The following is a 13,982-nucleotide window of genomic DNA, read 5'->3' as shown; positions in this document are numbered from 1 at the left end:
GAACGGCGGTCCGCGGACCACGTTACTTGGGCGATGCGAGGCGACGTGGATCAGGACGGGGGCAGCAGCGAAACGGCGCGGCGCGACGATCGGCGCATCGCGCTCGAAATCGCCGGCAATGACAGCGGTACCGATCCGTTCGTCGCCGCGGTCCGCGCGACGCGGATGCCGATGCTCATCACCAATCCGCGGCTGCCCGACAATCCGGTGGTGTTCGTCAACGACGCCTTCTGCCGGCTGACCGGTTACGACCGCAACTGGATCATCGGTCGCAACTGCCGTTTCCTGCAGGGCGAGGATACCGACGCCGCTACAGTGGCGCAGATCCGCGAGGCGGTGGCGGGGGAGCGGTCGATCGAGATCGACATCCGCAACTATCACCGTGACGGCACGCCCTTCTGGAACCGGCTGCTGCTGGCGCCGGTCCCCGATGCCGATGGCAAGCTCGCCTATTTCTTCGCCAGCCAGCTCGACGTCACCGCCGAGCGCGACCGGGTTGACGGCCTCGAATCGAGCAACGCCGCGCTGCTCGCCGAACTCGCCGGCCGCTTCCGCGAACAGGAGGAACGCGAGCGCGAGATGCTGTTCGCGCTGGAGGCGGGGCGCTTCGGTACCTGGGCGTTCGACCGCGTCAACCGCCAGGTGAGCATGTCGGCGATCTGCCGCACCAATTTCGGTTTCGACGCCGATTATCCCCCATCGCCCGCCGAAATCTCGGCGATCCTCCACCCCGACGATCGCGCGGCGGCGATGGCCGCGATCGAGGCTAGCCTTGCCGGCGAACCGCTCGAGATCGAGGTCCGCGTCTGCGTGCCCGGCGGCGAGACGCGCTGGATCGCCAGCCGGGGCCAGCCGACCCGCGATGCACAGGGCGAGATCACCCGCCTGACCGGCGTGTCGATCGACGTCACCGTCTACAAGCGGCTGGAGGGCATGCGCGCGGCGATGGCCGAGCTGAACGAGATGCTGCGCCTGCTCGACGACCCGGTCGAAATGACCACCGCCGCGTCGCGCATCATCGGCGAGGCGCTCGGCGTCGACCGTGTCGGCTATGGCGTGGTCGACCGCAAGGCGGAGACGATCACCATCGAACGCGACTGGAACGCACCCGGCGTGACCACCATCGCCGGCGTGCTGCAATTCCGCGACTATGGCAGCTATATCGACGACCTGAAGCGCGGCGAGACGGCGGTGGTCGCCGACGCCCGGACCGATCCGCGCACGCTCGACACCGCGGCGCAACTCGAATCGATCAACGCCCGCGCCTTCATCAACATGCCGCTCACCGAACTGGGCGGGCTGGTCGCGCTGCTGTACGTCAACCATGGCGAGCCGCGCGCGTGGCGCGACGACGAGATCGCCTTCGTCCGCGAAGTCGCCGAGCGCACCCGCGCCGCGACCGAACGCCGCCGCGCCGAACGCGAACTGGCGGCACTCGCCTCCTCGCTGGAGGAACAGGTCGTCGACCGGACCAAGGCGCTGGTCACCGCCCAGGATGCGCTGCGCCAAAGCCAGAAGATGGAGGCGATCGGCCAGCTGACCGGCGGCGTCGCGCATGATTTTAACAATCTGCTGACGATCGTCCGCTCCTCGGTCGATCTGCTGCGCCAGCCCTCGCTGGTCCCCGAACGCCGCGAACGCTATCTCGCCGCGATCAGCGATACCGTCGACCGTGCCGCCAAGCTGACCGGGCAGCTGCTCGCCTTCGCCCGCCGCTCCGCGCTCCAGCCCGAGACGTTCGACGCCAATCTCGCCGTCGAAGCGCTCGGCGACATCGTGCGCACGCTGGCGGGCTCGCGGGTCGATGTGACGATACATGCCAGCGGCGAACCCGCCTTCATTCATGCCGATCCGAACCAGTTCGACACCGCCATGGTCAATATGGCCGCCAATGCGCGCGACGCGATGCAGGGCGAGGGCGCGCTGACGCTGTCGGTCGCGTGTATCGACGGCATCTCCGCCGGCCCGACCACACCCGCCGTGCCCGGATCGTTCGTCGCGGTGACCATTGCCGATACCGGCAGCGGCATCGACGAGGAAACGCTCGGCCGCATCTTCGAACCCTTCTTCACGACCAAGGAACTGGGCAAGGGCACCGGGCTCGGCCTCAGCCAGGTGTTCGGCTTCGCCAAGCAATCGGGCGGCGAGGTCCGTGCACGCAGCGTGCCCGGCAACACCGAATTCATCCTCTACTTGCCACGCGCCGCCGCCCCCAGCGGCGACGTAGTAACCGCGCGCAGCGATGCCGAACCCAGCTGCGGCGACGGGCTGCGCGTCCTGGTGGTCGAGGATAACGAAGCGGTCGGCACCACCACCACCCATGCGCTGGAGGCGCAGGGCTTCGTCACCGTCCACGCACCCGATGGACAGGCCGCGCTCGATCGGTTGGCCGCCGACCCCGATGGGTTCGATGTCGTGTTTTCGGACGTGATGATGCCCGGCATCGGCGGCATGGAACTGGCCGCGCGCGTCCGCGATAGCCACCCACAGCTACCGGTGCTGCTGACCAGCGGCTATAGCGACGTGATCGTCCGTCACGGCACCATGGGGTTCGACCTGCTGCACAAACCCTATACCATCGGTCAGCTGGTCACCGCGCTGCGCCGGACCGCGGGACGTTGACCCCGCCACCGGTCGGCATGCCGCGCGGCTTCGTCGCGCTCTACACGCTCGCCTATTGCGGGTTGTTCGTCGCGTTCATGCCGTTCGTGTCGATCCTGTTGCAGGTGAAGGTCGCTGCGATCGATCCCGCCAATCGCGTCACCCTGTTGGGACAGGCGGTGCTGGGCGGCGCGCTGGTCGCCAGCATCGCCAATATCGCCGCCGGCTGGTTGAGCGACCTGCGCTGGCGGCGTAGCGGCAGCCGGCGCGGGCCGATCGCGCTCGGGCTGGTGCTCATCGCCTTCGCCTTCGCCGCCGTCCATGCCGCCACCACCGCTACCGCGCTGCTGGTCGCGATCGCTTTGTGGCAGGTCGCGCTCAACCTGATGTTCGCGCCGATGGTCGCGGTGATGGCCGACGAAGTCCCCGACGGCGCGAAGGGGCGGGTGTCGGGCCTGCTCGGCATCTCGCACCCGATCGGCGTGTTGTCGGCCGCGGCGGTGACCGCGCCGCTCTTCACCACCGAAGCCGCCCGGTTCGCGGCGAACGTCGCGCTGGCGGCGGTGATGATCGTGCCGTTCCTGCTGTTCGTTCGCGAACGCGGTGCCGGCGGCGCAAGCCATCCGGGGGCGCCGGCAACGACCGCGCTAGCCCGCCGCGACCTGATCCGCGCGTGGGTCGCACGGCTGGCGATGCAGGTCGCGGGCAACGGCCTGACTGCCTATGCCTTTTTCCATTTCTCCGATCGCTGGCGGGGGCAGGGGGATGCGGCAGGACCGGTTGCTCAGGCGATGGCGGTCGTGACCGGCGTGGTCGTCGTCGCCACGATCCTCGCCGGGCGCTGGTCGGACCGGGTCGGCGGGCGCAAGCCGTTTCTGGGCGGCGCGACCCTGTTGGTCGTCACCGGCCTGATCGGCATGGCGCTGGCCCCCGGCTTTTTGGGGGCGGCGATCGGCTATGGCGTGACGCAGACCGGGCTGTCGGTGTTCCTCGCGCTGCATTCGGCGCTGGCGATGCAGTTGCTGCCGTCGCCCGCTACGCGCGGCCGCGATCTGGCGATCCTGAACCTCACCAACACGCTCCCCGCCTGTGTGCCGCCCCTGCTCGCGGCCTTGGTCCCGGCCGGGGCGGGCCTGAGCGCGGTATTTGTCGCGTTGGCGCTGGTCGCCGCCGCCGGCGGGCTGACCGCGCTCACCATTCGCTCGGAGCGCTAGGCCCCCTCGCGCGTTGGCTGCACTTCCAATCTAGGGGAGCGCCAGATGATCCGCCTGTTCCATGTCAGCGACGTCCATTTCGGCGCGGAGGACAAGGCGGCGATCGCGTGGTTCGGCGAAGCGGTGAAGCGCGAACAGCCCGATGCGATCATCATGACCGGCGACCTCACGATGCGCGCCCGCTCCGCCGAATTCGAAGCGGCGGCGGAGTGGCTCGAAAGCCTCGGCCGCCCGGTCACGGTCGAGGTCGGCAACCACGACCTGCCGCTCTACAATCTCTTTGCCCGCTTCGTCCGGCCCTACAAACGCTACAAGCGGCTCGAACGCATGATCGAACGCCCGCTCGAGATCGACGGCGTCGCGATCGTCCCGCTCAAGACCACCGCCCGCTTCCAGTTCCGCTGGGACTGGTCGAAGGGCTATGTCGGGCCGAAGGCGCTGGCGCGCACGCTGAAGCTGATCGACCGGGTGCCGAAGGGTGACCTGATCTTCATCGCCGCCCACCATCCGCTGGTCGATGTCGGCACCAAATCGAGCGGCGAGACCGATGGCGGCGAAGCGGCACTCGACGCGGTCGTCGCCGCCGGCGCGCATGCGGTGCTGTCGGGTCACGTCCACGACCCGTTCGACCTGCCCTATCGCTCGCCCCGCGGCATGTTGCGCATGGTCGGCGCCGGCACCCTGTCGACCCGCACCCGCCGCGACCCGCCGTCGTTCAACGAAATCCGCATCGAGGGTCGCGCGTTCGAAACGATCGCGCGCAAGATGGGTGTGCCGGACGAACCGGTAACGCTCGGCGGGTAGGGGAGGGCACTCACCGTCGCCCCGGACCTCATCCGGAGGTCCGCTTCCTCTGCGCCTCGAGTTCGATTCACCTGCCTGCAACCGTCGCCCCAGCAAAGGCTGGGGCATCCGGCTCCTGTCCCGTGCAGGGCCCGTGAGATGACAGCCTTCGCGGAGCCCTTGCGAAACGTTTTTCCGTACCCCGGCGAAGGCCGGGCCCCATTTCGGGGACGTTCGTACGTTATGGAGCAGCCTTGCCAACTGGACCCCAGCCTTCGCCGGGGTACGATAGCGTTCGGATTGAAGGCTTGAATTTCAGGAGGGGCCGTCTTCGCTGGGAGGACGTGACCGGTCAGCGTTACAGGATCAGCCTCCGCAACGAGACGCCAGCCCAAATCGATACCGCTGCGGAAGGCCCTTACGCCGTGTCCCCGCGCAGGCGGGGACCCAGGGCCACAGCCGCAACCGTTCGTTTAGCTTGGCCCTGGACCCCCGCCTGCGCGGGGGTACGGAGCGGGCCGGCGCGACATTGCAAATTTCGTCGAGCGCTGGGTCAACCCAGACCCGGCAATCTCGCCGGCCCTCAAACCCCTACGCCAATCGCCGCCCGATCAACGTCCCCTTGGTCCCGCGATTGACCAGTTCGAACCGGAAGTTCGGCCACCGCCGCCGCCAGCGCTGCGCGACCACGCGCTCGCCCGGCCTTGCGCCGTCGTCGAGCATCACCACGCCGCCCACCGGCAACCGGTCGAACAAGGTTTCGGCCGCGCCACGGACATAGGGATGGATCGTCCAGGGCGGCCCGTCGATCAGCAGCAGGTCGACCTGATCGGGCAGCGCATCGATATCATACCACACACCCGGCCAGTCGCCCGGCGCCTCGACCAGCGGCGCCGCGCGCAGATCGGCGGCGATGCCATGCTCGGCCAGCCATTCGCGGGTCGCATCGACGAAGCCAGCATGCTGGTCGAAGCTGATGAGCTGTCCGCCGCCATGCTTCGCCAGCGCCGCGCCGGTCACCAGGCTCGACGCGCCGGTGCCTAGTTCGACGACGGTGCGCGGGCGGCTGGCGGCGATCTGTTCGACGATCAGCGACAGATAGCCGGTATCCGCCTTCCAGCTGCCCAGATTGGGGAGCGCATCGGCGGCAAGGCCCAGTTCGGCCATCAACCGCGCCTTGTCGGTGCGCTTGCCGCCCGACAGGCTGCGCAGCAACCACGGCCACTGGATCGCACCGAAGGCGATGGTGAACAGCTTGTCGGACAGGCTGCGACGCAGTTCGTCGGGCCACAGGTCCGAATCGGCAAGTGGCAGCAACGATGTTTTGGCACGCGAGGTCATGGCGTCTCTTGGATTCCGGCTCCGCCAGCGTGCGGACGGGCACTCGCTATACGGTTACGAACCAAACGAAAAGGGCGGCCCGATACCGGACCGCCCCAAAGCGCGTACTGTTGACCGCAAAGGCGGAACCTTTTCTCCGCCCCGGCGTGACCGGCGTCGCCATAAACGGCGACGGCCCGCTTTCCCATTCGGGCCCGCACAGCATCTGCTGGTCGGGTGTCCGAATGGAAAAGCGGGCCGTTTCCACGAAGCACGCCCGTCGGGCCGTGCTTCGCGAGTAACCTTAGCGCTTCGAGAACTGGAAGCTGCGGCGGGCCTTCGCCTTGCCGTACTTCTTGCGCTCGACCGCGCGGCTGTCGCGGGTCAGGAACCCGGCGGCCTTGACCGGCGCGCGCAGGATCGGCTCGTACCGGGTCAGCGCCTGGCTGATGCCATGCTTGACCGCGCCGGCCTGACCCGACAGACCACCGCCCTTGACGGTGCAGATCACGTCATACTGACCGGTACGGTCGGCGACGCCGAACGGCTGGTTGATGACGAGACGCAGCGTCGGACGCGCGAAATACACTTCCTGATCGCGACCGTTGATCGTGATCTTGCCCGAACCCGGCTTCAGCCACACGCGGGCGACGGCGTCCTTGCGACGGCCGGTCGCATAGGCGCGGCCATAGGCGTCGATTTCCTGCGCACGCAGCGGCATGGTCGGCGCGGCCGGAGCAGGGGCGGGGGCGTCGGTGCCAACTTCGGCGGCCGGAGCGGCCTGCTGCGTAGCGGCGGGGGCCTGCTGGCCGGTCAGGTTCGCGAGGTCGGAAAGGGACTGGCGGTTGTCGGACATTATGCGCCCACCTTGTTCTTGCGGTTCATGCCCGCGATGTCGAGAACCTCGGGGTTCTGCGCGCCGTGCGGATGTTCGGTGCCCTTGAAGATGCGCAGGTTGCGCATCTGCTCACGGCCCAGGGGCCCACGCGGGATCATCCGCTCGACGGCCTTTTCGAGGACGCGCTCGGGGAAACGACCTTCGAGGACCTTCTCGGCGGTGACCGCCTTGATGCCGCCGGCATAGCCGGTGTGCTTGTAATAGGTCTTCGTCTTCGCCTTGTTCGAGGTGAAGCGGATCTTGTCGGCATTGATGACGACGACGTTGTCACCGCAATCAACGTGCGGGGTGAACGACGTCTTGTGCTTGCCGCGCAGCACGTTGGCGATGATCGTCGCCGCGCGACCGACCACCAGGCCGTCGGCATCGACGATATGCCACTTCTTCTCCACCTCGTGCGGCTTGGCCGACTTGGTGGTCTTCATGAGCGCCTTCATGGGCGTTGGACCTTTCGGAAGTTAACCGCAGCCGCCCCGAACCGGAGCAGTGCGAACGCCGGCCAATTGCCCAAACTACGCCCGGAAGTCAAGCAAACAGCGGCTTTGCTGACGGGTATCCAGATACCCTATAGACGCCGCCCGGTCGCATGCGCCGCCCAGGTGGTCGCGACGACCAGCATCGCGCCCACGAACTGGTGCAGCGCCGCCACCTCGATCCGCACTCCCGTCATGACCGTCGCGATGCCCAGCAGGATCTGGATGCCGAACGCGATATGTACAACCTTCGCCACCTTCGGGTGCCCGGAGCGCTTCGCCGCGCGCGCCAGCAGGATCAGCGCGGCAACCGTCACCCACGCCCACCAGCGGTGGATGAAGTGCACGACATAGGGGTCGTTGACGATCGCATCCAACGGGTTGCGCGCCGCCCATTCGTCCGCCGGAAAGAACCGCCCGTTCATCAGCGGCCATTGATCGGTGACCAGTCCGGCGTTCAGTCCCGCAACCCACGCCCCGAACAGCAGCTGGACGAACAGCACCAACCCCGCGATCGCGCCGATCGCCGTCATCCGCGCCGGTCGCGCATAGCGATCCGCCGCCAGCTCGCGCAGGTCAAGCGCGGTCCACACCGTCCCCGCCAGGATCAACAGCGCATTGAGCAGGTGTACCGACAGCCGGATATGCGAAACATCGGTCCTGACCGACAGCCCCGAGGCGACCATCCACCAGCCGATCGCGCCTTGCAGGCCACCTAGCGCCAGCAGCGCCAGCAACCGCCCCTTATATCCGGTCGGGATTGCACCCCGGATCCAGAACCATGCCAGCGGCAGCGCAAAGGCAAGGCCGATGATCCGGCCCAGCAGCCGGTGAACATATTCCCAGAAGAAGATGCCCTTGAACTGCGCCAGCGTCATGCCCTGGTTCAGCAGCTGATATTCCGGAATGCGCCGGTAATTGGCGAATTCCGCCTCCCACTGCGCGGCGTTCAGCGGCGGGATCGTGCCTGACAGCGGCTTCCATTCGGTGATCGACAGCCCGGATTCGGTCAGCCGGGTGATCCCCCCGACCACGACCATCGCCACGATCAGCGCGGCGACCCACCACAGCCAGCGGGCGATTGCACCCGGCCGGGCGCGCGAGGGAAGGGGAGGAGCGAGCATGTCCCGGCATCTAGCGATCGTACCCGTCGCACGAAAGGGGCGCGTTTCGCTTTACCCCTCGGGACTTGCCGCTACGGTGCCGCCATGCCGAAAGCCTGCCCATGACGATCGAAGCGCTGATCGCCCGCTACGGCCTTGCCGCGTTGCTGTTGGGCGCGGGCGTCGAGGGCGAGACGGTCGTCATCCTCGGCGGGATCATGGTCCAGCGCGGGGTGTTGCCCTATGTCGGTGCGATCCTTGCCGCCGCGATCGGATCGTTCATCGCCGACCAACTCTTCTTCGCCGCCGGCCGGCGCTTCCGCGATCATCCGCGCGTGGTGCGCTGGCGCGAAAAACCGGCCTTCGCCCGCGCCTTGTCCACGTTCGAACGGCATCCGACGCTGTTCGTCTTCGCCTTCCGCTTCCTCTATGGATTGCGCACCGTCAGCCCCGTCGCGATCGGCACCACCCGCCTGCCGCTAGCGCGCTTCGCGCTGCTCAACGGGTCGGCGGCGCTGCTATGGGCGACGATCTTTGTCTCAATCGGCTATTGGTTCGGTCATGGTCTGAGCGAACTGATCGGCCGCTGGCTGCCGTCGTGGCAGGTGCTCGCTGGCGGCGGCATCGCGCTGGCGATATTGGGCGGCCTGACCTGGTGGTGGCGTCGGCGTTAGTCGCCCTTGCGCCCGATCCGCTCGACCCGCGCAACCACCTCGTCACAAACCGCCGGCGACACGAATTTGGCGATCGACCCGCCATACATCGCGATCTCCTTGACCAGCCGCGACGCGATCGGTTGCAGCGATACGTCGGCCATTAGGAAGACCGTCTCGATCCGGTCGTTCAGCTGCTGGTTCATGCCCGCCATCTGATATTCATATTCGAAGTCGGCGACGGCGCGCAGGCCCCGCACGATGACGCTTGCCCCCTGCCGCTCGGCAAAGGTCATCAGCAGCGCATCGAACGCGACCACTCGAATATCGCCCGCGACCCCGGCCACTTCGCGCTCGACCATGGCGAGGCGTTCGTCGAGCGAGAACATCGGCGATTTCGAAGGGTTGGTCGTCACCCCGATGACCAGCCGGTCGACCAGCTTCGCGCCGCGGCGGATGATATCCATATGCCCGCGGGTGATAGGGTCGAAGGTGCCGGGATAGACGCCGATCCTCACCGATCGCGCTCCAGCACATATCGGGCGATGGCGCGCAGCAGGTCGGCTTCGTGACCGAAGTCGCGCAGATGTTCGATCGACTGCTCGACCAGCAACCGCGCCTGTTCGCGGGCGCGGTCGAGGCCGAGCAGCGACAGGAACGTTTCCTTGCCCGCCTCGCCGTCCTTGCGCAGCGCCTTGCCGACCGCCGCCTCGTCGCCCTCGACGTCGAGAATGTCATCGGCGATCTGGAAGGCGAGGCCGATGTCGCGCGCGAAGCCCCGCAGCGAGGTGCGTTGATCGGCGGGCAGCCGGCCAAGGATCGCCCCGGCCTCGACCGAACAGGCGATCAGCGCGCCGGTCTTCATCGCCTGCAACCGGGTGACGGTATTGAGGTCGAAGCTGGTTTCCTCCGCTTCGAGGTCCATCGCCTGTCCACCGGCCATGCCCGACGGCCCCGATGCGTGCGCGAGGTCGGCGATCAGTTCGATCCGCACATGGCTGTCGGGATGCGTCGCCTCATGCGCGAGGATTTCGAACGCCAGCGCATGCAGGCAATCGCCGGCAAGGATCGCGGTGGCTTCGTCATACGCCTTGTGGACGGTCGGCTTGCCGCGACGCATGTCGTCATCGTCCATCGCTGGCAGGTCGTCGTGGATCAGGCTGTAGACATGGATGCACTCGATCGCGAGCGCGGCGCGGGCGGCACGAGTCCGCTGAACGTTGAACAGCCGCGCGGTTGCGAAGACCAGCAACGGCCGCAGCCTTTTGCCGCCGCCGATCGCGGCATGGCGCATCGCCCTGTACAGGTTCGCGCGCGGATCGCCGGGGACCGGCAGCAGCGCATCGAACTGACGATCCATCTCGGCCGAGATTTCGCGAAGGGCGGCGTTCAGCGACACCGGCGGCGCGATCGTCGCCATTATTGCGCGTCGAACGGCTGGGTCGAGGCGCGCCCTTCGGCATCGACCCGGATCGCCTCGATCCGTGCCTGCGCCGCATCGAGCCGGGCAGCACATTGCGCGCGCAGCAGGTCGCCGCGGGCATAGAGGTCGATCGCGGTCTGCAGGTCTTCCTGACCCGTCTCCAACCGGCTTACGATCCCCTCGAGTTCGCGGAGCGCATCTTCGAAGGACAGGGCGGAAACATCGCGTTCGTCGGACATGAGCGACGCTATGGGGCAGGGGGCAGGGCGATTGCAACTGCCGACCGGCAGCTTGCCGAGATTGCGACAGGTTATGCTTCGCTACCGGCCGGCCCGGATGTGGACGACGCTACCGCTACAGATACGCGCCAATCGCATCCCATGCCGGCTGTTTCACCGCCACCCCCACCGTATGCAGCGGGCTGCTCGAGGGTAGCACCAGCGTCTCGACACCGCTCACCAACGCGCGTCCGGCCTTCCAAGCCGTACCGCCATTGAACGCCACCAGCCGCAACGCGGGCAGCGTCGCGATGAGCGCCGCCACGTCGTTCGCTGTCGCATCGCGGATCGCGGCGTCGCTGCTGCCGGGGCGGGTCGCGCTTGCCACTACGTCCCACAGGCCGATGCCAGCTTTCTGAAGCGCGGCCAGTCGCGCGTCATAGGGCAGGGCAGGCAGGTCGATCCCGACGACCGGCGACAGCAATCGCCAGAACTGGTTCTGCGGATGCGCATAATAACGCCCCGCCGCCAGCGAGGCATCGCCCGGCAGGCTGCCGAGGATCAGCACCCGTGTCGATACGTCGACCACCGGCGGGAACGACGCCTTGCGCGTCACACTGCCTGTCCCGCCGCCCATCCGCTCGACCACGCCCATTGGAAGTTATAGCCGCCCAGCCAGCCGGTCACGTCGACCGCCTCGCCGATCACGTAGAGGCCCGGCAGATGTTTCGCCGCCATCGTCTTCTGGTTCAGCCCATCGGTCGCGACGCCGCCGACGGTCACTTCCGCCTTGGCGAAGCCTTCGGTACCGTTGGGATGGAATTGCCAGCCTGACAGCCGCCGTTCGATATCGCCCAGTACCGCGTCGCGCGCATTGCCGAGTTCGCCCGTCACTTCGAACTTCGCCGCCAGCGCCTCGGCCAGCCGGTCGGGCAGCGCCGCTCCCAGCGCCGATCGCAGCCCGGCGCGGGGACGCGCGCGCTTGGTCGCGAGCAGCCAGCCGGGGGGCTGGTCGGGGACGAAATCGATCGTGACAGCCTCGCGGTGTCGCCAATAGGAGGATGCCTGCAGGATCGCCGGCCCCGACAGCCCGCGATGGGTGAACAGCGCCGCCTCGCGGAACTTCGCCTTGCCCGCGCCTGCCACGACCTCGGTCGCGACACCCGACAATTCGCGGAACAGCGCATCCTCGGGCGGCAGCGTCAGCGGTACCAGTGCCGGGCGCGGCTCGACCAGCTTCAGCCCGAAGCGCTTGGCGAGATCATAGGCGAACCCGGTTGCGCCCAGCTTCGGGATCGACGGCCCGCCGGTCGCGACGACCAACGACGGCGCAGTGGCGCTGCGCTCGCCCTGCACGACGGTGAACATGCCATCGGCATGGCGCACGTCGCGGATCGGCTGGCCCAGCGCGATTTCCGCGGCCGTCGCCTCTTCCAACAGCATCGCCACGATCTGCCGCGCCGATCCGTCGCAGAACAACTGCCCCAGCGTCTTCTCATGCCACACGATACCGTAGCGATCGACCAGCGCGACAAAATCCTGCGCGGTATAGCGCCCCAGCGCCGACCGCGCGAATTGCGGGTTCGCCGAGACATAGCGGTCCCAACTCGCCCCGACATTGGTGAAATTGCACCGTCCGCCACCCGAAATGACGATCTTGCGACCCGGATCGGGCGCATGGTCGACGACCAGCACCCGCCGCCCGCGCTGCGCGGCGATCCCGGCGCAGAACAGGCCGGCGCCGCCCGCGCCGAGGATGATGACGTCATGGCTGGTCATCGCCCGCCCTTCGCATGGCCGAAGGGCGAGGTGAAGGGGTCAGCCCCGTACTACGACCTTCACCAACTGCCCTGGCACCAGCCGCGCATTGTCCTCCAGCCCGTTCAGCGTCAGGAACCGGTCGCGCTGGAAATCGGGATAGGCCATCTGCCGGCTGAGCGAATCGATGGTGTCGTTGGCCTTCACCGTGACGATGCGGATGCGCTTGCCGACGATCGCATTCGCCTCGGCCTGGCTGAGCGTGCCGAAGCTGTCGAGCAGCGATTCGAACGGGCCGATGCCGCGTCCGGCGGGCGTGACGATCTGGAAATAATAGATGGCCGAGGGGTAGCGATAGGCGACGATCGTCACATCCACCGCCTGATTGTTGGCGGTGGCGCGCGTCGTCGCGATCGCGGCTTCGGTGCCGTTGATCCGCGTCAATTGCGGCTCGACCGCGGTCCGCGCCCCCAGCGACGCCAGCCGCTGCTGCACGAAGCTCGCCGGATCGCCGGCCGGCCCCATGCGGAACTCCGCCTGCCCGCCTTGCCCGGCGATCGTCACCGCGTCTGTCCCGTTCTGCAACGCATAGCCGCTGGGCGCGGTGAAGCGGATGCGAAGTGCCGGATGCTTGAAGGTCGTGCCGTCGATCACCCCCTGCGCGGGATCGTCGTCATAGCGAAGGCCATCCAGCATCCGCAAATAGGTCACGTCCTGTGCCGGTTGGGTCGTCGCGCGACCGGCCTGCTGCGCCAGCGCCCGCGCCCGACGGACGCGGTCGGCGCCATTGGGGTGGGTGCTCATCCATGTCGGCACGGTGTTGCCGCCCCGCCCGCTGGTCTGCGCCGCCAACGCCTGCGCTTCGTTCAACTGCACCAGCGCATCGGCCATGCCCGACGGCGCATAGCCAGCAGCCGTCGCATAACGCACCCCGAACTGATCGGCCTGATATTCCTGATTACGGCTGTACGACAGGGTATAGAGCTGCGACCCGACGCCTGCGATCCGCCCGACCAGATCGCTGCCGGTCACTGCGCCCAGCAGCGTCGCGCCCAACGTTCCTAACGTCGATCGGGTGCTGCGCGAATTGCTGTGCCTTGCGGCGACATGGCCGACTTCATGCCCCATGACCGCCGCCAGTTCCGCCTCGCTGTTCATCAGCGCCAGCAGCTGCCGGGTGATATAGACATAGCCGCCGGGGATGGCGAAGGCGTTCTCGACCGGCGAGTTCAGCAGTGTCACCGTGAAGTCGCCGCTCGCGTTCGACAGGCCCGACTGCACCGCCACCCGCTTGCCGACGCGCTCGACATAGGCCGACTGCGGCCCCGAATATTTGCCGCCATATTGCGCCAGCAACTGCGGATTGGCCTGCGCGCCTTGTGCGCGGTCGCTCTGCGAGATCGATCGCGTCTGCGCCGTCGCCGGTGCCGCGATCGTCGCAGCGCACAGCATTGCCGCGGTCCAGATCCGTGTCGTCATCTTCAGCAGTCCCCGTTCAGTCTCGTTCCGAATACGTTGCGATACGACAACGGTTCCGT

The 13,982-nt window shown here is 67.6% G+C and carries 14 protein-coding genes; 4 read left to right on the top strand and 10 right to left on the bottom strand.

The genetic code is table 11. The features are described from left to right. Nucleotides 1–33 precede the first annotated feature (33 nt). The 3 genes from ACTHQV_RS07590 to ACTHQV_RS07580 are packed head-to-tail and all read left to right on the top strand — an operon-like array spanning nucleotide 34 to nucleotide 4,619. On the top strand, nucleotides 34–2,622 hold the full coding sequence (locus ACTHQV_RS07590; RefSeq protein WP_440489306.1) for a PAS domain-containing protein: 2,589 nt from the start codon (nucleotides 34–36) through the stop codon (nucleotides 2,620–2,622). Next, nucleotides 2,619–3,815 (top strand): MFS transporter, encoded by a 1,197-nt coding sequence (locus tag ACTHQV_RS07585; RefSeq protein ID WP_440489305.1) that lies wholly within the window; start codon nucleotides 2,619–2,621, stop codon nucleotides 3,813–3,815. The genes ACTHQV_RS07590 and ACTHQV_RS07585 overlap by 4 nt, the downstream gene beginning before the upstream one ends. Nucleotides 3,816–3,860: 45 nt before the next feature. Beyond that, a complete protein-coding gene (locus ACTHQV_RS07580; protein ID WP_440489304.1) occupies nucleotides 3,861–4,619 on the top strand; it encodes a metallophosphoesterase family protein in 759 nt (252 codons plus the stop codon). A gap of 570 nt (nucleotides 4,620–5,189) precedes the next feature. On the opposite strand, the gene ACTHQV_RS07575 is transcribed toward ACTHQV_RS07580, so the two are convergent. The 4 genes from ACTHQV_RS07575 to ACTHQV_RS07560 form a co-directional block, all read right to left on the bottom strand. Next, nucleotides 5,190–5,939 (bottom strand): class I SAM-dependent methyltransferase, encoded by a 750-nt coding sequence (locus ACTHQV_RS07575; protein ID WP_440489302.1) that lies wholly within the window; start codon nucleotides 5,937–5,939, stop codon nucleotides 5,190–5,192. A gap of 283 nt (nucleotides 5,940–6,222) precedes the next feature. Then, on the bottom strand, nucleotides 6,223–6,774 hold the full coding sequence (rpsI, locus tag ACTHQV_RS07570; protein ID WP_440489300.1) for a 30S ribosomal protein S9: 552 nt from the start codon (nucleotides 6,772–6,774) through the stop codon (nucleotides 6,223–6,225). Beyond that, the gene (rplM, locus tag ACTHQV_RS07565; RefSeq protein ID WP_440489298.1) at nucleotides 6,774–7,253 is read right to left on the bottom strand and encodes a 50S ribosomal protein L13; all 480 of its coding nucleotides are present in this window, start codon (nucleotides 7,251–7,253) and stop codon (nucleotides 6,774–6,776) included. Before rplM ends, rpsI begins: the two co-directional genes overlap by 1 nt. Nucleotides 7,254–7,381: 128 nt before the next feature. Then, nucleotides 7,382–8,413, bottom strand: coding sequence for a COX15/CtaA family protein (locus ACTHQV_RS07560; protein ID WP_440489296.1), 1,032 nt, complete (start codon nucleotides 8,411–8,413; stop codon nucleotides 7,382–7,384). Nucleotides 8,414–8,514: 101 nt separating this feature from the next. Here ACTHQV_RS07560 and ACTHQV_RS07555 point away from each other — a divergent pair, with 101 nt between their 5' ends. After that, the gene (locus ACTHQV_RS07555; RefSeq protein ID WP_440489295.1) at nucleotides 8,515–9,066 is read left to right on the top strand and encodes a DedA family protein; all 552 of its coding nucleotides are present in this window, start codon (nucleotides 8,515–8,517) and stop codon (nucleotides 9,064–9,066) included. Here ACTHQV_RS07555 and coaD read toward each other — a convergent pair. The 6 genes from coaD to ACTHQV_RS07525 form a co-directional block, all read right to left on the bottom strand. Continuing rightward, complete coding sequence (gene coaD / locus ACTHQV_RS07550; protein ID WP_440489293.1) at nucleotides 9,063–9,563, bottom strand: pantetheine-phosphate adenylyltransferase; 501 nt, start codon at nucleotides 9,561–9,563, stop codon at nucleotides 9,063–9,065. The two genes, ACTHQV_RS07555 and coaD, sit on opposite strands and share 4 nt — an antisense overlap. Next, nucleotides 9,560–10,465: a polyprenyl synthetase family protein gene (locus ACTHQV_RS07545; RefSeq protein WP_440489291.1), complete on the bottom strand. Its 906-nt coding sequence runs from the start codon at nucleotides 10,463–10,465 to the stop codon at nucleotides 9,560–9,562. The genes coaD and ACTHQV_RS07545 overlap by 4 nt, the downstream gene beginning before the upstream one ends. After that, complete coding sequence (locus ACTHQV_RS07540) at nucleotides 10,465–10,707, bottom strand: exodeoxyribonuclease VII small subunit (protein WP_055999565.1); 243 nt, start codon at nucleotides 10,705–10,707, stop codon at nucleotides 10,465–10,467. The genes ACTHQV_RS07545 and ACTHQV_RS07540 overlap by 1 nt, the downstream gene beginning before the upstream one ends. 115 nt (nucleotides 10,708–10,822) lie before the next feature. Beyond that, nucleotides 10,823–11,302 carry a DNA-deoxyinosine glycosylase gene (locus ACTHQV_RS07535; protein ID WP_440489289.1) on the bottom strand — a complete coding sequence of 160 codons (480 nt, stop codon included), beginning with the start codon at nucleotides 11,300–11,302 and terminating at the stop codon, nucleotides 10,823–10,825. Further along, complete coding sequence (locus ACTHQV_RS07530) at nucleotides 11,299–12,465, bottom strand: NAD(P)/FAD-dependent oxidoreductase (RefSeq protein WP_440489287.1); 1,167 nt, start codon at nucleotides 12,463–12,465, stop codon at nucleotides 11,299–11,301. Before ACTHQV_RS07530 ends, ACTHQV_RS07535 begins: the two co-directional genes overlap by 4 nt. A gap of 39 nt (nucleotides 12,466–12,504) precedes the next feature. After that, a complete protein-coding gene (locus ACTHQV_RS07525) occupies nucleotides 12,505–13,923 on the bottom strand; it encodes a M48 family metalloprotease (protein ID WP_440489286.1) in 1,419 nt (472 codons plus the stop codon). Nucleotides 13,924–13,982 lie beyond the last annotated feature (59 nt).

The organism is Sphingomonas sp. SAFR-052, from assembly GCF_051965015.1.
Classification (GTDB): domain Bacteria; phylum Pseudomonadota; class Alphaproteobacteria; order Sphingomonadales; family Sphingomonadaceae; genus Sphingomonas.
The sequence above is the reverse complement of the archived record's forward strand: the minus strand, read 5'-3'. Positions and strand labels throughout refer to the sequence as shown.

Bases quoted from the DNA above. Each gene is read 5' to 3' on its own strand.
- ACTHQV_RS07590 (WP_440489306.1), top strand. From the start codon at position 34: ATGCGAGGCGACGTGGATCAGGACGGGGGCAGCAGCGAAACGGCGCGG.
- ACTHQV_RS07580 (WP_440489304.1), top strand. From the start codon at position 3,861: ATGATCCGCCTGTTCCATGTCAGCGACGTCCATTTCGGCGCGGAGGAC.
- ACTHQV_RS07575 (WP_440489302.1), bottom strand. From the start codon at position 5,939: ATGACCTCGCGTGCCAAAACATCGTTGCTGCCACTTGCCGATTCGGAC.
- rpsI (WP_440489300.1), bottom strand. From the start codon at position 6,774: ATGTCCGACAACCGCCAGTCCCTTTCCGACCTCGCGAACCTGACCGGC.
- rplM (WP_440489298.1), bottom strand. From the start codon at position 7,253: ATGAAGGCGCTCATGAAGACCACCAAGTCGGCCAAGCCGCACGAGGTG.
- ACTHQV_RS07560 (WP_440489296.1), bottom strand. From the start codon at position 8,413: ATGCTCGCTCCTCCCCTTCCCTCGCGCGCCCGGCCGGGTGCAATCGCC.
- ACTHQV_RS07555 (WP_440489295.1), top strand. From the start codon at position 8,515: ATGACGATCGAAGCGCTGATCGCCCGCTACGGCCTTGCCGCGTTGCTG.
- ACTHQV_RS07545 (WP_440489291.1), bottom strand. From the start codon at position 10,465: ATGGCGACGATCGCGCCGCCGGTGTCGCTGAACGCCGCCCTTCGCGAA.
- ACTHQV_RS07540 (WP_055999565.1), bottom strand. From the start codon at position 10,707: ATGTCCGACGAACGCGATGTTTCCGCCCTGTCCTTCGAAGATGCGCTC.
- ACTHQV_RS07530 (WP_440489287.1), bottom strand. From the start codon at position 12,465: ATGACCAGCCATGACGTCATCATCCTCGGCGCGGGCGGCGCCGGCCTG.
- ACTHQV_RS07525 (WP_440489286.1), bottom strand. From the start codon at position 13,923: ATGACGACACGGATCTGGACCGCGGCAATGCTGTGCGCTGCGACGATC.